The 18,194-nt window shown below is 35.9% G+C and carries 11 protein-coding genes; 3 read left to right on the top strand and 8 right to left on the bottom strand.

All coding sequences use genetic code 11. From position 1 onward, the window contains the following. Positions 1-159 precede the first annotated feature (159 nt). The 3 genes from ASF10_RS21985 to ASF10_RS21975 all read right to left on the bottom strand — a co-directional run bounded on the left by ASF10_RS21985 (position 160) and on the right by ASF10_RS21975 (position 8,308). Positions 160-2,007 (bottom strand): rhamnogalacturonan lyase, encoded by a 1,848-nt coding sequence (locus ASF10_RS21985; RefSeq protein WP_056254275.1) that lies wholly within the window; start codon positions 2,005-2,007, stop codon positions 160-162. Positions 2,008-2,395: 388 nt separating this feature from the next. After that, positions 2,396-4,522, bottom strand: a complete 2,127-nt coding sequence (locus ASF10_RS21980; protein ID WP_056254272.1) for a hypothetical protein — start codon at positions 4,520-4,522, stop codon at positions 2,396-2,398. Between the two features lie 375 nt (positions 4,523-4,897). Then, complete coding sequence (locus ASF10_RS21975) at positions 4,898-8,308, bottom strand: DUF4450 domain-containing protein (RefSeq protein WP_056254269.1); 3,411 nt, start codon at positions 8,306-8,308, stop codon at positions 4,898-4,900. Positions 8,309-8,554: 246 nt separating this feature from the next. Here ASF10_RS21975 and ASF10_RS21970 point away from each other — a divergent pair, with 246 nt between their 5' ends. From ASF10_RS21970 to ASF10_RS21960, 3 genes are read left to right on the top strand one after another with little or no spacing between them, the layout of a single operon-like run. After that, positions 8,555-11,407 carry a glycoside hydrolase family 2 protein gene (locus ASF10_RS21970; protein WP_056254266.1) on the top strand — a complete coding sequence of 951 codons (2,853 nt, stop codon included), beginning with the start codon at positions 8,555-8,557 and terminating at the stop codon, positions 11,405-11,407. Continuing rightward, positions 11,391-11,579, top strand: a complete 189-nt coding sequence (locus ASF10_RS21965; RefSeq protein ID WP_056254264.1) for a hypothetical protein — start codon at positions 11,391-11,393, stop codon at positions 11,577-11,579. The genes ASF10_RS21970 and ASF10_RS21965 overlap by 17 nt, the downstream gene beginning before the upstream one ends. 50 nt (positions 11,580-11,629) lie before the next feature. Then, on the top strand, positions 11,630-13,135 hold the full coding sequence (locus ASF10_RS21960; RefSeq protein ID WP_056254342.1) for a rhamnogalacturonan acetylesterase: 1,506 nt from the start codon (positions 11,630-11,632) through the stop codon (positions 13,133-13,135). A gap of 299 nt (positions 13,136-13,434) precedes the next feature. Here the strand turns inward: ASF10_RS21960 and ASF10_RS21955 are convergent, their stop codons facing one another. From ASF10_RS21955 to ASF10_RS21935, 5 genes are all read right to left on the bottom strand, one after another. Next, the gene (locus ASF10_RS21955) at positions 13,435-13,611 is read right to left on the bottom strand and encodes a histone H1 (protein WP_055095391.1); all 177 of its coding nucleotides are present in this window, start codon (positions 13,609-13,611) and stop codon (positions 13,435-13,437) included. A 318-nt stretch (positions 13,612-13,929) separates the two neighbouring features. Further along, the gene (locus ASF10_RS21950) at positions 13,930-15,258 is read right to left on the bottom strand and encodes a glycoside hydrolase family 28 protein (protein WP_056254261.1); all 1,329 of its coding nucleotides are present in this window, start codon (positions 15,256-15,258) and stop codon (positions 13,930-13,932) included. Positions 15,259-15,364: 106 nt separating this feature from the next. Next, positions 15,365-16,654, bottom strand: coding sequence for a DUF4861 domain-containing protein (locus ASF10_RS21945; protein WP_056254260.1), 1,290 nt, complete (start codon positions 16,652-16,654; stop codon positions 15,365-15,367). 38 nt (positions 16,655-16,692) lie between these two features. Further along, entirely contained in the window at positions 16,693-17,022 is a 330-nt protein-coding gene (rhaM, locus tag ASF10_RS21940; RefSeq protein ID WP_056254257.1) for an L-rhamnose mutarotase, read from the bottom strand. A 40-nt stretch (positions 17,023-17,062) separates the two neighbouring features. Next, positions 17,063-18,133 carry a glycoside hydrolase family protein gene (locus tag ASF10_RS21935; RefSeq protein ID WP_082472489.1) on the bottom strand — a complete coding sequence of 357 codons (1,071 nt, stop codon included), beginning with the start codon at positions 18,131-18,133 and terminating at the stop codon, positions 17,063-17,065. Positions 18,134-18,194: the final 61 nt, after the last annotated feature.

The raw sequence follows: 18,194 nt of genomic DNA, 5'->3' as shown, positions 1-18,194 counted from the left end.
AATTTTAACATATCTAAACTTCTTCTTTACTTAATTTGTAAAAAAATACAGTGTTAAAAAACACATTTACAAAGCAGAAAAACTAAGCAATATCGACTGATAATGTCTCGTTTAAATATTCAAAACTTTTTGTTTGTAATTCAATTACTTCATTAATCCTTATTTCTTAGTTACTAAAATAATATTAGGTTTTGGCGCAGGTTTCATCTCTGCTCCCATATAAAAACTGGTATGTGGCGGCTGGTTGTATCCTACATTTTGCCATGCAATACTCAGTCTGTATTGCGGATCGTGCATCAAAGTATATTGCCTAATTTGTGTGGGAGTTGTGGTTGAATAAATCCGTAACTCTGTATTATCATCTGATCTCAAAATTAATTCTTCGCGCCAGTCTCCCAGAATATCCGCAGAAAGTGCCGGTGTAGATTTTGTGCCATTATTAGATGCTGCTCCCGTTGCGGTAAACAATCTGCCAACATTATATTTATCAATATAATTAGAATTCAGCAATTCTCTTGAAGAATCACCATCCCAATAAATCAAAAAATTTGTAGAAGTTGGTGCTTTCCCAATTTCATTTCCTTTCATATCATGCAAATACGGAGATCCTGACCACCAGCATTGCGCACCTTTTCGCGTTGGATCAATATTATCAGCCACACCACGACCTACATCTTCATTTAGCGAAGCGGTAAATAAAACTTTCCCGTCTGCTGCTGAAAATAAAGTTACGCCCGGACCAGTAGTTCCGTTTTCGATTTCATGAATTCCAAAAACTTCTAAACCCGGAATATCAAGATCCAGATCTGAAACGTGTAAGGCATCTCCGTGCCTGAAACCTGTTGTATATAATCCTTGCCCATTATCGTCAACGCACATCGATCCGTAAATGATTTCGTCTTTTCCGTCGTTATCAACATCCGCGACCGTGAGTCCGTGATTTCCCATTCCGGAATATGGATTTTCAGCATCTTTACTATCAAAAACCCATCTCGAATTGAGTTTATTATTTTTAAAATCCCACGCGGCTAAAACCGTTCTTCCGTAATATCCTCTGCACATTACTACGCTGGGATGAACGCCGTCTAAATACGCAATACAAGCCGTAAAACGATCAATTCTGTTTCCTTTGGTGTCATTTCCTCCGCTTCCGCCTCTTCCTCCCCAACCTGCAAGATCGCCGCGTTCCGGAATATAGGCTGTTGTTGTAATGAGCTTTCCGGTTCTACCGTTAAAAACAGAAAGATATTCAGGACCTTTTAGAATTTTTCCGTAAGTAACAGAATCGGGATCGACATCCCGCCAGTCTTTCGAAGCATCGCCAACAACATTGTTCTGACTGTCTGTTGTACCATCGGCAGTTTTACAGACAAATTCCGAAATTCCGTCGCCATCTAAATCATACACCATAAACTGGGTGTAATGTGCGCCTTCGCGGATGTTTTTCCCTAGATTTATTTGCCACAAAAAAGTTCCGTCTAATGTATACGCCTGAAATATAGGCGGATCAGTAACTCCCTTAAAAGAATTATCTAAACTTTTTCCAGTCATATGCACAACCAAATCATATCGTCCGTCTCCATCTAAATCACCAACCGAAAGATCATTGGGAATATATCCTGCAACTGGTTGGAGTTTAATCGATAAATAATTTTTATCTGGACTTTGGGCAGGAATCGTAAAACTTCCTTTTGCATCAATTTCTTTTCCGTTTAAAACCGTTTTTACAAACCACGTATTTTCTTCCTGACTATTTGCTTTGGTATCGACAAAGTTTGTTGCGCCCAGAATAGGTTTTTCATTTAATTTAATTGCTTTTTTCGTGCCGCTTTTTCTATATAAATTAAAAGCAAGTTCATCAGAATCTGTTCCTAAAACTCTCCAACCAACAAAAAACTGACCTTTGTTTTTTACGGCAATTATACCACGATCTAAGTTTTCCATTTGCCTTTGTGCGAATGAAACTAAAGTTGATAAAAGAAATAATATTAAAATTTTATTCTTCATAATGGTAAGTTTATTGTTGTTTTTGACCCACGGATTGGGCGGGTTTTGGCTGGTTTACACTGATTTTTTTCTTGCGCAAAGTTTTTCAAATCAAATTTGTCATTTCGACAGAGGAGAAATCACACTCGTAACTCGACAAAGATTGGCTACATTCTATACGGAATCTCTTGTGTGATTTCTCATCCGTCGAAATGACAAAATAAAATACGATATTATTATGAAAACGAATGTCCTAGCCCCGATAGAAGTGGAAATCCTTTTATTTTTTTTCTTTAAAAAAATAAAAGATTGGAACGGATAGCGGGATTAGCTCCTAAAAATTATCATAGCAATAGAAATAAAAACCCGCGCCAATCAGTAAAATCCGTATAACCCGTGTGCCATCATTTTAAAACATTTTCTTAAATCCTTCACTCTGCACTTTCCAGGTTCCGTCTTTTGGGAAACCCGGATTTTGTTCTGTGTTTCCGTCCCAACCGGCGCACATCATGGCAACGGCGGTTAACAATCCTCCGTTTCCGGGAAGATATAATGTTAATCTTTCTGCCTGATAATTGTGTCCGTTCTTTAAATAAGTATTCGTTGTTACGTTCATAGACAAAGCATCAACCGCTTTTTCGGGCATTTGCAAACGTGCTGCCGACATTGCCGTCATAGGGAAATCCCATCCCCATGTTTTATCCCAAGACCATGTTTTCCAGACCAAATCGAAAGTGTTTTTCATGATTTTTTTATCTAAAAGCGAAGTTTCCGGCAACATCCCAAAAGTTCCTAATACTGATGGATGATCCGTTATAAATTCCGGATTGGTATAGGAATCTTTTGCACTTTCTGTTGCCAGATATACCTGATCTAATATTGGCAAGGGAGATAATTTAGCTAAAACTGTTTCCCATTTTTCAGGTACTTTTTGGTTTAGTTTTTTCTTCCAGGCAATTGCTGTTTTCAAAGCCCAGTTCCAATATGCCAATTCATAAGTTGGGTTAAAAGTTTCCATCGCCTTAAAACGTTCTTGCGCCGGAATAACGCCGGGGCCTAAAACATAACGATCTGTTTTAGGGTCGTAATTGGCAAACGAAGCCATAAAATCAGCAGTTGCGAAAACACCCTCACTATATAAATTTAAAGTAGTTGTGGTGGGTCTGGCGCGATATATTAATTCTGCATAAGTAATAAAATGTGGCTGTTGCCAAATCAAAAATGAACCTACAGACGACGGACTTTCATTACCATCTGCATCAACCATTTTTTGCCATCTTGCACCTTCAAAACCTTGTCTTTTAGCAATATTTTTTGCTTTATCAAAAACCTTCTGATACCATGGTAAGCTTTTCTCCAGCAATTCCGGTCGGTTCCAAAGGGCAAAATGAACGCCGTGCCACCAATGCATTTCAAGATGCGGTTTTCCGTACCAACTGTTATAAGTCAAACCAGTTTCCTGCGGCGGTACTTTTCCTGTACATTGCACTTTGGTTAAATATTGAGACAAGATAACTCTTCGCTCTAATTCTTTGGAACGAGGATCTGTACTTCCTGAAAAATCTACAGCTGCTCCACTTTTCCAGAATTGCTCCCAGCCTTTTATACTGCTGTTTTCAATTTCTGCGAAAGAAGAATTGGGTGTTTTTTTATCTGCTAAAGCAAAAAGACAACTCAGTTCTAAGATATTTGTATTAGATGCTTCGACCACAAAATAATGATCTCCCGTTTTTTTAATTTGCGCATTTCCTTTCCAGCTTAAATTGACGTTGTATGAAATACTATCCATTATGTGCGTTACAACAGCTTCGGTTTTAGATTTTTCTACCAGTGTGCTTTTGTAATCTTGTTTCCCTTCATATTTGGTTCCCATATCTGACCAATCGCCTGTTGGAAACGGAATTCTCAAACTAATTCTGAGACGCTTTTGCTGTAATAAATCCGATTTTACTTTTACACCAATAGCATCTTTTTCCTGATGCGAAGCTGTAATAACGGTTACTGGAGTTCCTTCTACTTCAAAATAACTTTCGATTTCTCCTGTCCATAAATTCAATTTTTGAGCAATCGCTTTAATATCTTCAGGTTTAGCAGCACTTCCGTCTTTTTTTGTAATCTCAAAACCTAAATTTCCTAATTGCAATAAATGCGGATTCTGGCGAAACCAGTTTACAGCCTCGACTTTTCTCGCTGGTTCTTTAATCTGAACCGTGTATGAAATATCTCTTCCGTATTGCTTGTAATCTCTCAGTGTTTCTGAGAATTTATAATTATTGGTGTTTTTATAGCTATCCCAACCCCATTCTGACTGGGTTCCTAGCGGGATTCCGTTTTGATATTTTTTAGGGAAGGTCTGCAATCCCGTAGCATCAACGGTAAATGCAAAAGCACCGTTACCAACAGTTAACGAAGCCAAAGTATCGATAGCCGTAATTTGAACATTATGCCTTGTTACCAATGCTTTCCGATCAATTTTTTGTTGGGCAAAAATGGAAATGGTAAACAGGAATGCAGTTATTAATTGATATTTTTTCATTTGGTTGAATAGTTTATGATAGTTTCAGGTTGAGAGAATAAAAAAATTAACCGCAAAGCACGCAAGTTTTTTTATCTATAAATTTGCAAAAAATAAGTTCGCAAAGCTTTATCAATACAAAGCTTTGCGAACTTTGCTTTGTAATAAATCACGCAAGCACAAAAAGCTTTGCGTGCTTTGCGGTAAAATTTTAAGCGGTTTCATATTTTTATTTTTATAGGTTATCTAATTTCTAATTGCTTTTATTTATATATCATCCATATGGAACTCAAATGCTAGCCGGGGTAAATGTTTCTATAAATATATCGCTCCTTTTGAGCTTAAAATTTCTATTTCAAAATCTATATTCTATGTTCTGTATTCTATGTTCTAAAATTATCTAATCAAAGTCAAACTCATCAAACCAATCACAACATCATTTGCGATCGTCCTTAAAGTTAAACTTTTAAGTGTTTTATTTTTATCTAATGATAAATCCAGAATCGTTCCTGCGCCGCCATCAACTCCATAACTTGTAAATCCTTTTATGGTTTTGAAATCTTTGAAATCCCTTATTATTTCTCCTGTTTTAAAATAAACTCTTGGCGGTTTTGGAGCATTAGTTGTAAAAGCTAAGCCGTCGATAAAATAATCCTGTTCTATTGGCCACCAGTTTTCCGGATTTTTTAAAGGCAGGATTTCCGAAGTTCCATCAGTATAATTGATTTTAATTTCTCCGTTTGTGATTCGGCTTTGCATTGGGTTTGTGGTTCCGGCGAGCATAAAATAAGCATGAGATGCTTTTCCGTTTAACGGAATATTGATACTTTCAGGAAAATTATCCCACATGGATGTGAAGGCAATATTTTTTTGATTTTCATCCGAAGGTGTCTGAAACGGAATTCCGTTTAGGGTTGTAATTTGCCCGTTTGCTTTTGCTTTTTCGCGCAAGCCTTTGTCATCGATTTTTACGGAAACATTTGGATAACACCAATTTCCAATTCCTTGCTTTGGCAATTGTAAAGTCACAGTTTGCGGTCTTGGTGACAAATATTCATAATTAAAAATATCAATAACTTTTGAGTTAAAAAATGACGAAAGCGAGATTGTTTCTGCTCGTTTTGATTTATCCAATAGCAGATCCCAGTTTGTAATTGCTGCATTTAATTGGGTTTCAGGTTTTGTATTCACGTGAATGGGTTTCCACCACGATAATTCGCCTTGTTTCAATTCTACAAAAAAGAGTTTATTACCCACTGAGTTCACTTTTGCCTTGAGCGAATTCTCCGTTTTCGAAATTTCGGTTAAAACCAATTGCGGATCATATATAGAAATGATTTTAGCTTTAGATATTTTTAAATCCAGTATTTCATTTACAGAATAATTTTCTTTTGACTGAATATTTTCTATCGAATCTCCTTTCCATTTAATGGTAATATTATAAACGCTATTATACGGAACTTCGATACTTATTTTTGGATTTCCGATATTCTCCGGAACCGCTTTCCATGAAACTGATTTTCCATTTACTGTAATATTTTCTACTGCTTCATAAGAAGAATTTAGAACCAGATTTAAATTCATTTTGGCCTGAAAATGATTTTTGATTTGGTATTTTTCTGCTTTATTTTCTCTTTTAAAATCAATCGAAATATCCGGAATTTCCAGAGAAGCCTGATTCCATTTTTCAGGAAAACCTGGTTTAATGGTTAAAACTCCGTCTAATGCATCGGGCTGAATGCCAAAAAGTCCTTCGACCAATGTTCGCGAAGCCATACCAATTGGGTCGGCAAAATCGCGATACAATTCGCCACGCATAGCATCCTGATACAAAAGCTGCTCGAAACCTCCCGGCGAAGCGCCTAAATACATACTTTCGACCAAAGCACTTTCCCACATGGTAAACGCTTTTTCTAATTGTCCGCCTTGCCAGAAAGCCAGTGAAGTATGCAATTGTTCGGCTAAAGCCACATTATTTGTCGACCACGTATAAGGTTGCCAGTTCGTGGTACTAATTACATACAGATCTTTTTTGTCTAATCCTTCTGCCGAAATTGGAATATGCGGAATCTGATTATTAACGTAATCCAGCATTTGGTAACTCTCAAAGGGATTCGATAATTCTGAATCTATTGTGTGGTAAATACTCCAGATTCCGGGCGTATCGTGTAATAATCTGTTTCCTAAAGCATCTTTATATTCGGCAAAAATTCCTTTGTTGGCAACCCAAAGCTGGCTGTTTGTGGCTTTTAGAATTTTGTCTGCCTCTTTTGTAAATGGGTTTTCATCTTGCTGGATTTTCTTTGCAATTTGCGCAACGGTTTTGTTCGCATAATAATTATATGCCGATGAATGAATGACTCCACCCCCACTATACTGCAAAGCATCGCTTGCCCAAATTGAGGCGTATGCATCATATAATCCGTCGCCATCAGGATCAAAATTTCTTTTTTCCCATTTTAAATGTCGTTGAATTGTAGGCCACATTTCTTTTATAAATGCTGTATCGCCTGTCCATTTAAAATGTCGCAGCATTTGATCTATAAAAACCAGATTCATATCATAATGATGCGCGACGGTATTCTTGTTCGGACTTCGGCTAATATATCCGCTGCTGAACATCGATGTTCCTATTTCTTCTTTTTGGCGCGCTAAATTTCTTTCTTCATCCAGCACAATCGGACCATTTTCAGGACTTGTAACCTGCGAATTGCTGTAACTGGTAAAATGCGTTTTTGCCCGATCGTGCCAGCCCAGAGGATCAGCTGTATAAGCGCCTCGCCAAGCATTGAGATACATTCTCCAGGCAATTGCACCATGAAGATAAGCAGGACTTTCCCATATTCCGTCAGCGGCTATCGAGAGTGCAGCTCCCAGCGTATTGATATGAGGATCCGGAGTAGAAACCTTAACTCTGTTCGCCAAAAGCTGGGTTTCCTGAACCGCTTTTTGATAAAGTTGGGCGATATTTTTTTGATTGTAATTTGTTTTGGAATCTTCTGCGAGAAACAAAAAATAATTCTCTTTCTCAGAAACAGATTTTATTTTTCCTGTAATAAGCATCAAGGATTCCGGGTTAGAATTATACAGTTGTAATGGCTTGATTTGCATTGTTGCATTTGCCAAATGTGTTACTGATTCCGGAAAAAATCCGGTCAGTTTTTTATTATTTCCAGTTTTCTGCTTATTGCTTTCAGAACCGTATTCTAATAGAAAAGATTGTTTGTTTATCGTGTATTTGTTATTGATACAATACTCTGGCTGTAAATAAAAAACAGATTCCGGATCAGCACCAATATCTCCGTCGCGACTAAACTTTTTTCCAGTTGCTCCGCCAAAAGCCCATATTAAATTGATATTTTTTGATACGTTTTTGCTATATACTTTTACAATAAAACCCTCACTTTCTTTTAAAGCTACAACGTCTATAAACAATTTTCCGTTTCCTAAAATTGGATCTTCAATGGTGTACTGCATCGTTCCTAAAACATATCGCGTAGCAATTTTTGCCGTTTCTGTAATCCATTTACTTTCTTTTCCGTTTATTAAACCCAGCTTAAAATTCCCACCCATTCCCGGCATATACATCGCAAATTCAGGCAAATCGCCAGTCTCGACTCTAAATCCTGTATTAGAACCATATAATGCTCTGTTGAATTTTCTCGTACCATTTTTTAAAACAAAACTGTTTCCTTCCGGCGCATAGTGTATTTTGCGAGGCGCTTTATTTTCTTGTCCAAATATTACAGAGGAACATATTAAAAACAAGAAGGTCAGAGTTTGAATAAAGTACTGTTTAATTTTCATAAAGCTTTAAATGAATTATCCCTGAATTTTATTGAACTTATAAAACAGGAATTGTATACTAAATCGTGTTATTAATATCAATCTTTCAATATAGATGCAATTTCTTTGTTTTTTAATGGTAAAGTATCCTGTACCTACCTGATTTTAGCAAAATCATAATTTATAATTTTTCAATATTTTAACATCATAGTACAGGATACTATATAAAAACAGAACTGCTAGTTTTGAAATAACATCAAATTAACTATGCTATCAAAAAACAAAATTCAAATTTATAGTGTTTTAGTACTATTTTTCATCATTTGTAAAATCAGTGCGCAACAAACTGATAAAATTTATCTCTCCGGACAAGATTTTGAACATCCTGTACAATGGGATTTTTATTGTACGGGAGGAAACAATAGTAAAATATGGTCAAAAATAAATGTTCCGTCGCAATGGGAATTAGAAGGTTTTGGCGAATATACTTATGGTCGCTGGTATAAGGAACTGAACCAAAAAGAACCTAGCAAAGAAGAAGGTTTGTACAAATATGAATTTGAAGTTCCTGCAAATTATAAAGACAAAGATGTTCTAATTGCTTTTGGAGGTGCCATGACGGATACCGAAGTGAAGATAAACGGAAAATTAGCCGGAGCGATTCATCAGGGTGGTTTTTATGAATTTAAGTATGATATTACTTCTTTATTAAAGTTTGGTTCTAAAAATATTTTAGAGGTTCATGTTTGGAAACACTCTGCTAATAAATCAGTAAATGCTGCAGAACGTCGAGCCGATTGGTGGTTGTTTGGCGGTATTTATCGTCCGGTTTGGTTAGAAGTTTCTCCTAAAACTCATATTGACAATATTGCCGTGAATCCAAAAATGGATGGTTCTTTGACAGTTGACCTGAATTTAAAAAACATTTCAAAAAATACGGTTCTCGAAGTTTCGCTTAAAAGTTTAAGCGGAGATAATTTTCAAACTTTTACTTTTCCTGTAAAAGCAAAAAGTACCCGCGAATCGATTGCGGTACAATGGAAAAATGTAAAACCCTGGAATCCTGAATCTCCTAATTTATACGAGTTAGAATTGGTTTTAAAACAAAACGGAACTATACTTCATCAATATCATAAACGCATTGGTTTTAGGACTTTGGAGTTTAAAAAACAGGACGGAATTTATGTAAATGGTACAAAAATTATCATGAAAGGGATTAATCGCCATTCGTTCTGGCCTGAGGGCGGGCGAAGTACAAGCAAGCGAATAAGCGAATTAGATGTTAAATTAATCAAAGACATGAATATGAATGCGGTTCGCGGGCATTATCCGCCGGACGATCATTTTTTAGACGTTTGCGATTCGTTGGGTCTTTTTGTTTTGAATGAATTGGCGGGCTGGCAAAACTCGTATGATACAGAAACCGGAACTAAATTAGTGACCGAAATGGTGACTCGCGATGTCAATCATCCGTCGGTAATTATTTGGGATAATGGTAATGAAGGCGGTTGGAATTATAATGTTGATAAAGTTTTTGCAGAAAATGATCCGCAAAAAAGAATTGTAATTCATCCTTGGGCAGATTTTAATGGTTGGGACACGCATCATTACCCAACTTATTTAACCGGAATGCATCGTTTTAATGCAGGCGAAAATGTATTTTTTCCAACAGAATTTATGCACGGAACTTATGATAACGGACACGGAGCTGCTCTGGAAGATTTCTGGAACCGCTATAAAGAAAGTCCGCTGTTTGCCGGAGGTTTTATGTGGGCGATGTTAGACGAAGCAGTAAAACGCTCTGATTGGACGGGTGATACTAAATTTGATTCGAAAGGTTCGCTTGCCGCAGATGGAATCCTGGGACCTCATCGCGAAAGAGAAGGAAGTTATTATACCGTAAAGGAAGTTTGGGCACCAATTCAATTTAAGCCTCAACAAGTTAACGGAAATTTTGACGGCTCTTTTTTAATTACAAACGATTATCTTTTTAGCAATCTAAATTCTTGTAAAATGGAATTTAAAGTAATAAAGGCTGAAAAAAATGTTCTTTATACTAATGAAATTGCAAAAGAAATAAGTTCCGGCAAAATTGAAATTCCGAGTATTGATCCGGGTGAAACCCGAAAGATAAAGTTCGATGTTCCTGCTAATTTTTCTGAAGGAGATATTTTATCTATTTCGGCTTATGATGCATTCCATAAAGAAATTTATACCTGGACATGGGCTATTCATAAAGCTAAATTTTATGCTGAAAAGTTTTTGGCGATTCAAGATACAAAAGCAAAAGCTTCGGTTACAAAAACAGGAAACGAAATAACGTTGAAAGGAAATGAGATTAGCGTTTCATTAGATGCTTTGACAGGAGAAATTGTAACGATTAAAAACAAAACATCTACAATTCCGCTTACAAATGGTCCACGACCTATTGGTATGAAAGCCAAATTAAAAGACATTCAGATTTCTCAAGAAGGTGATAAAGCGATTTGCAAAGTCAATTATTCGGGTGGATTATCTTCTATAAAATGGATTATGGAACCTGACGGAAGGTTTAAAATGGAGTTACTTGCCTTAAAAAATGCTTCGGGCGGAGAGGGTTTTGATGGTGCTTTTTTTGAAGATAAAATCAACGCTTTTGGTGTCACTTTTAGTTTTCCTGAAAAAGAAGTTACAGGAATAAAATGGTTTGGGCGAGGTCCGTATCATGTCTGGAAAAACCGAATTAAAGGTACGACTTACGGCTTTTGGGAAAAGGATTATAATAACACGATAACGGGCGAAAGTTTTGAAAATTTAATTTATCCCGAATTTAAAGGATATCACGCGAATTTGTTGGGAGCAAATTTAAAAGCGGGAAATTCATCGTTTAAAGTTTTTAGCGAATCTGATAATTTGTTTTTGAGACTCTTTACTCCGGATTTACCTAAAAATGCTTTCGCCGGAAGTTATCCTCAACCGGCATTTCCGGAAGGAGATATTTCGTTTATGTATGAAATTCCGGCAATGAGAGATTTTAAACCTCTGGAACAACAAGGTCCACAAAGTCAGCCCACGAATATCAGGATTAAAAGCGGCGATGACGGGATTATGATGAATTTGTGGTTTGATTTTAGAAACTAGAGGTTTCAGGTTTCAGGTTTCAGGTTTCAGGTTTCAGGTCAGGTTTCAGGTTTCAGGTTTCAGGTTTCAGGTTTCAGGTTTCAGGTTTCAGGTTTCAGGTTTCAGGTTTCAGGTTTCAGGTTTCAGGTTTCAGGTTAGCTTTGTCAAAGTTTTCAACTTTGACAAAGCTTGATAATTGGATTTTACTCTTTACTTTTTACTTCTTACAATTCTCAATTTACTATGAAAACATTAAAAATACTTTCTTTCTTATTTCTGGCTGTGCTCTTTTTCAACTTCACCTTAAAACAAGATTCTAAACCAACTGTTTTTATGGTGGGCGATTCTACGGTAAAAAATGGCAAAGGCGATGGCTCTGGCGGACTTTGGGGTTGGGGCGATTATATTGGTCAGTTTTTGGATACTACAAAAGTTAAGATCGAAAATCATGCTTTGGGCGGAACAAGCAGTCGAACTTTTCAGGATAAAGGGTTATGGAATGTTGTTTTAAGCAAACTTAAAAAAGGAGACTATGTCCTGATTCAGTTTGGGCATAATGACGATGGCCCCTTAAACGATAGTCTTCGTGCGCGAGGAACGATTAAAGGGATAGGAAATGAAACGGAGGAAATTGATAATATCCTGACCAAAAAACAGGAAACGGTTCACAGTTACGGCTGGTACATTCAGAAAATAGTTCGTGAGGCAAAATCAAAAGGAGCAATTCCGATTGTTTGCTCTCCAATTCCTAGAAACGACTGGAATGACGGAAAAGTACCCCACAACGACAAATCATACGGATTATGGGCGAAACAAATTGCAGAGAAGGAAAAAGTTACATTTATTGATTTGAATGAAAAAATGGCAGTTGAAATGGAAAAGTTGGGCGAACAAAAAGTAACAGGAACTTATTTCTATAAAAAAGACCATACACATACTTCTGCAAAAGGAGCTGTACTTTCGGCTTCGGTCATTATCAATCAATTGAAAGAGAGTAAAAACTCTTTGAAGAGCTTTATATTAAAAGATCCGAAAATTACTCTTCCAACTAAGAAAAAAGTGTTTTTAATTGGCGATTCGACTATGGCTAATAACAATGATTCCAATGCTGTGGGCTGGGGAGTCGCTTTTCCTGCTTATTGCGACACTACTACAACTGAAGTTATTAATAAAGCCAGAGGCGGGCGAAGTTCCAGAACTTTTGATCATGAATGGCTCTGGAATGAAGTTAAAAACGAATTGCAACCGGGGAATTTTATCCTGATTCAGTTTGGGCATAACGATGCGGGGGCAATTGATAAAGAAAAATTTAGAGGTTCTCTTAAAGGAACCGGCGACGAAAGTCAGGAGGTAATTCTCGCAGACGGCTCAAAAGAAACGGTACATACTTTTGGGTGGTACATGACAAAATTCATTCGTGAAGCAAAAGAAAAAGGAGCAATACCAATTGTTTTAAGCCAAACACCAAGAAACGAATGGCCAAATAACAAAGTAGAACGCAGAAATGATTCTTACGGCAAATGGTCTAAAGAAGTTGCCGAAAAAGAGAATGTCTTTTTTATAGATCTAAATGAAATCGTTGCGCTAAAATATGAAGCGTTAGGAAAAGAAAAAGTGAAAGCATTTTTTCCAAAAGATCACACTCATACTGGTTTAGAAGGCGCAACTCTAAATGCATTGACAGTTGCAGAAAGCATTAATAAATTAAAAAACTGTGGTCTTAGTTGTGAGAATGTGAATAGAGAATAGAGGCAAGAGCCAAGAGGCAAGAGTAAAGAGTAAAGAGTATAGAAGAAAGAAATTAGATTGCAAAATAGAAAATATAACTAAGGAGTAAGAAGTACAATCAGAATGAAAAGCAAAAACAAATACTCATCACTAAGTATAACTTCAATTCTCTTGCTTCTTGCTTCTTGCTTCTTGTATCTATTCTCTATATTCTATTATCTTTACTCTATATTCTATACTCTTTTCTCTTATAAAAAACTTTCACGCATAAAAAAACCTCGTTTAATTACTTAAACGAGGTTTTATTTTGAATAAACGTATTATTTTTTTGATTCTTCGATAGAAACTTTTCTAAACTCTTTCAAAAGTTTTTCAATTTCTAAAGTAGCTTTACGAGCTCTTGGTCCAGCAGCTTTTACACCTTTTTCTGTTAAAGATTCAGCTTCTGCTCTAAATGTGTCAATTTCGGCGTTGATTTTTACTAATAGATCTTTCATGCTTATAATTATTAAATTAAGCCGCAAAAATAAAAGTTTGATTGATAGTTACAACATATTTCACGTTAAAATTATCACTGTTTTTTGTGCTTCTATTTAACATTAAATTTACCTCACTTTTTTTAGCTCATCCCAGAATAATCAACCTATTACTAATCAGATACTTATTTGCAAAATCCTAAAACAAGATGCTTTTATACCGTGTAAGAAGCAGTCTAAAATAATTGAGATTAACTTTAAAAAAATATCAGAAACACTTTATATTTTTAACTTTTAAGCCTCAAAACGTTGTAAATAAAAGCAGAAAATGAGGAAAAATTACTCAACTAACTGCTTATTAACGTAAACATTTTTAAAACTAACACCGTTTATAATGCTTTTATCAATGTTTGTTTTGGTTGCTTCTATCTTTAAATTCTCAAAAGTAAAATTTGATAAGCGCACATTTGGATCATTTTCTACTCCGTAAAAAGTGTCACATATAAGCTCTATATTTTTTAAAGTAACGTGATCTCCATAAGATAACGGAACATCGGGACGTCCTTTTAAATCAAAAAATTGTTTCCAGGCAAAAATTGCAAGACATGTTTTTGCTTCTCCTTTTATATCTTCGACTCTAATATATTCATATCGCTGTGGCGTATCGGGTCTCATTTTTAGCCATAATAATCTCGAAGCTCCGTCTATTTTGCAGTTTCTCATAATGACATTTTTATTATGAATGGATTCGCTTCCGTTTGTTAATGCCGAATGACAAAATCCAAAAGTGCAGTCTTCGATAATAATATTAGCATTTGGACCATTGTTTTTATCCTGATCTGCATAAGGTCCTTTTCCTCCTTTTAAGGCAATAGCATCATCATTAACGGACATATAGCAGCCTTTTACTAAAAAATTGGTACAAATATCAATGTCAATAGCGTCTGTACTAGGCGCTTTTATACTAATATGTGGCGAAAAAATATAAAGGTCAAGCAATTTTACATTATTACATTTATAAAAATGATTGGTCCAGAAACCTGAATTAATAAGTTTTACATCCTGAAACTGTACGTTATTAGAGTTCCACACAAAAACCAATCTTGGTCTTGAAACTTCGAGATTGGTACATTTTGGATTTTCTTTGCGACGTTGCCAAAATGCTTCCCAATATTTTTTTCCGTTTCCGTTGATAGTTCCTTTTCCGGAGATAGAAAAATGATCGACTCCATATGCATTTACCAATGCCGGAAAATAATCCAGATTCTGTCCTTCCATTCTGGATGGCATTATTGGGAAATCGGCAATATTATCAGATCCCTTTAATACGCCACCTTCAGAAACGTACAAAGCCGTTTTGGGTTTAAAAAATAAAGCTCCGCTCAGGAAAACCCCTTTTGGAATCACAATAACTCCTCCTCCATTTGCTGCCGCTTTATCAATCACTTTCTGGATTGCTACGGTCTGAATTTTGGTACTGTCTTTCCCCACTCCAAAATCTGTAATTGTATATTGTTTTCCCAGATCTTTTAACTGAATTTTAGAATAATCCTTAAACCAATTAGTAATTTCACTGCCATCAGGAAATTTGTCCTTACTGTAATTCTGCGAGTAGATTGCTTGTGTGAATGTCACAATGCAGACTATAAATTTGAATATGTTTTTCATTTTGGTTTGGTTAGTGTTAGTTATTTTATTCTAAAAACTGTTTGTGCAATCTTCGGGTTTCTGTTGTGATCTCTCGTTTCTCAAAATGACAAACTATTACGTTAAGTTATTTGACATCAACTTTAATTGTTGCAGATAGTTGTTTGGCTAATGTGGTTACATAATTTGTAAAATAAGCCGAATCCTTAAAGTTCTTGTCTGCACTTAATTCCCAGCCTGCTATTGGGTAATAACTAACTTGTTGATTGTTTTTTACAGAGAGTTTTATCAAATATGAATCTGTTAGTTGTCCTGTTTTTGGTGCTTCTATATATCCTTTATAAACCTCTTTTGGCACGATTACAGCGGTTCCTAAAATCCATTGACGCTCGTATGTTAGTTTATCATGTTGTATAAAACACACAAAATCTCCGGCATCGATTACCTGCAATGGGTTTTGATTGTTCAGGTTCGAAAGTGTGACTAAAAGTGTTTCATTTCCTTTTAATCCGCTTAGCGAAATGGTGTTTTTGTAACCATAAATTCCCGGCCAGATTGAGGCTGTTTCCTGTGCCTGATATTTATTTCCTGATGCTTCCCAATTTTGATAGGTGTAACTTAAAACCGAATTTACAGGACCTTCGCTCACAATTTTAAAGGTTGTTTTTTCGATATTGTTTAAAGTATCACTGGCAATGATTCCAAGTCTGGTGATTTTATTATTGACTGATAAAGCGAAACCGCCAAGTCCGGCAGAGTTCCCAACAGGAAAAATATCTCTTCCCCAATCGTACATAACATGGTAATTGTCTTCGACGGCGCCTTTGCTGTTAATTCCAACATCTTCGGGCGTTATAGCGGGAATCTTTTTACCAAAAACATCTTTAGAATTTCTTCCGTCTAAATAGTGTCTAAAACCTACTTTATCATTTTCCCAGGTTGGTCCATCTGTTTGGTATTTCTGGTAACCTAACTTTTTATGTACCTGATTAGCTAGTAAAATTTCTTGGGTATCAGGATGAACAGGAAGGTTTTTGGCTTCTCTTTTTCCAAATCTTACACTTGTTTTTATTGGAAATTTAGGATCTGTCTGAGACCATTTTAGTGTTGCTTTTTTTTCTTCTTTTGGAGAAAAATCAGTTACCAGAAAAAGTTCATCCCATTTTCCGTCTCCATCTAAATCATTTACCTGCGCAGGAATCGTATCGTTTTTATAAATTAAAACCGGATAATTTCCTAGATCATTTTGTAATGAAAGTTGGTTTCTTTTTATCGAAATCGCTTTTTGAGGTAATTCTATAGTAGAAGTATTTTTTAAAATAATGGTATTTCCTGTTGCTTTTTTCTGGGCATTACAGCTTGCAAAAATCAATGCTGATAATACAATTGGCGCGTAAAATTTGATCTTATTTTTCATTATTAAGTATTTTTTTATTTCAAAAACAATTTAATCATTTAATCTAAATGAAAAACTTCTTTTAACGGGTTTGTTACAGGCGAATGATCCGGATTTGTTTCCATGATATCTGCCATATATTGCCACCATTTTTTTACAATAGGATGATTGGGCAAAAGAGACGAATCGAAATCTTTACTCAGTTTTTGAACTGCAAATAGTGTTAATGTTTTTTCATCCAAAAAAATAGTGTAGTCCTGAATTCCGGTATCTGAAAGCAATGTCTGTAATTCTGGCCAGATTTGATCGTGCCGAATTTTATATTCTGCTTCAAAACCAGCCTTTAGTTTCATTGTAAAAGCATTTCTAACTGTAGCATTATCTTCCATTTTAATGATGTGAATTAATTTAAGCTTAAAAGATTTTCTTTTATACTATTTTAAAAATAAATGCCGAAGCGGTTTCATATTTACCGCCTTGCGAAGCGGTGAACAAATACGTTGGTTTTCCGTTTTGAAACAATAACTGCGGACGCTCTACACGACCGCATCTGTTCAGGTGTTTAGGTGCTTCTGGTTGCGTAATGTATTTGCTTAAAGGCTGATACGCAATTTGAGGATTACTCCAGTTTTTTCCATTATCTGACTCCATATACAATCCGTAATCGATTCCAAAAACGCCCATGTCTCTTGCCAGCATTTTAAATTTCTTGTTTTCATACCACACAAAAGCATCTTCGCATTGTTTGTTGTCTCCTAATTTCGAGAAATCAATCACCGGATTATTTTCATATTTTTCATAAGGTCCGTGAAGCGATTTTGATATTGCCAGTCCGTATTTTCTGTTGCCTTTTACGGGAAATTTTGGATGTTCATAATTTTCAGTATCCAATGATTTATAATAGAGCCAGTATTCACCGTTTGGATGTTTTAAAAATGATGGATTTGTAGTTAAAAGATCGTCCCAAGAACCATCTTTCCCGGGAAGCAGTAAAGGTTTTTCCGGTCTTTGCCAAGGTCCAAAAAGAGAATCTGAAGTGGCTAAACCAATCCGTTTTGTATTCATTTTTCCGTTTGAATTTCCCATAAAAAATAAGGCATATTTTCCGTCAACAAAATGAATACTGGGATTATGACAGGTTCTTGCATCCCAAAAACCTTCTCCGCGTGGCGCTAAAATTGTGCTTACATATTCATACGGTCCTTCCGGATTATTCGCCACGGCATGCGCAATTTCAGAACTGTTGATCCAGCCGCTCATTCCTTTTGCTTTTGGCCATCTGGAAAAAAAGACGTGTATTTTTCCATCAGGAGCTTCAATTGGACTGTTGCACCAAACATAATAATCTTCCAATTCTAAGGCACGTCCAACTGGTCGAAGTCTTTTTTCGAAATCAGACAACTTTGGATCATCAAATAAATTACTGGCTTCTGCCGAAAATGGAAGACACAGTGCCATAACAGCCAGAGAATTTCCGATTATAAATTGTCTTCTATTCATTTTGGTTTAATTTAATTAAGATTTATTTGAACGTAGCCGCTTAATTTTTTGCCACAGATTA

The sequence above is a fragment of the Flavobacterium sp. Leaf82 genome, assembly GCF_001422725.1.
Taxonomy (GTDB): domain Bacteria; phylum Bacteroidota; class Bacteroidia; order Flavobacteriales; family Flavobacteriaceae; genus Flavobacterium.
This window is presented reverse-complemented; position numbering and strand designations above follow the sequence as displayed.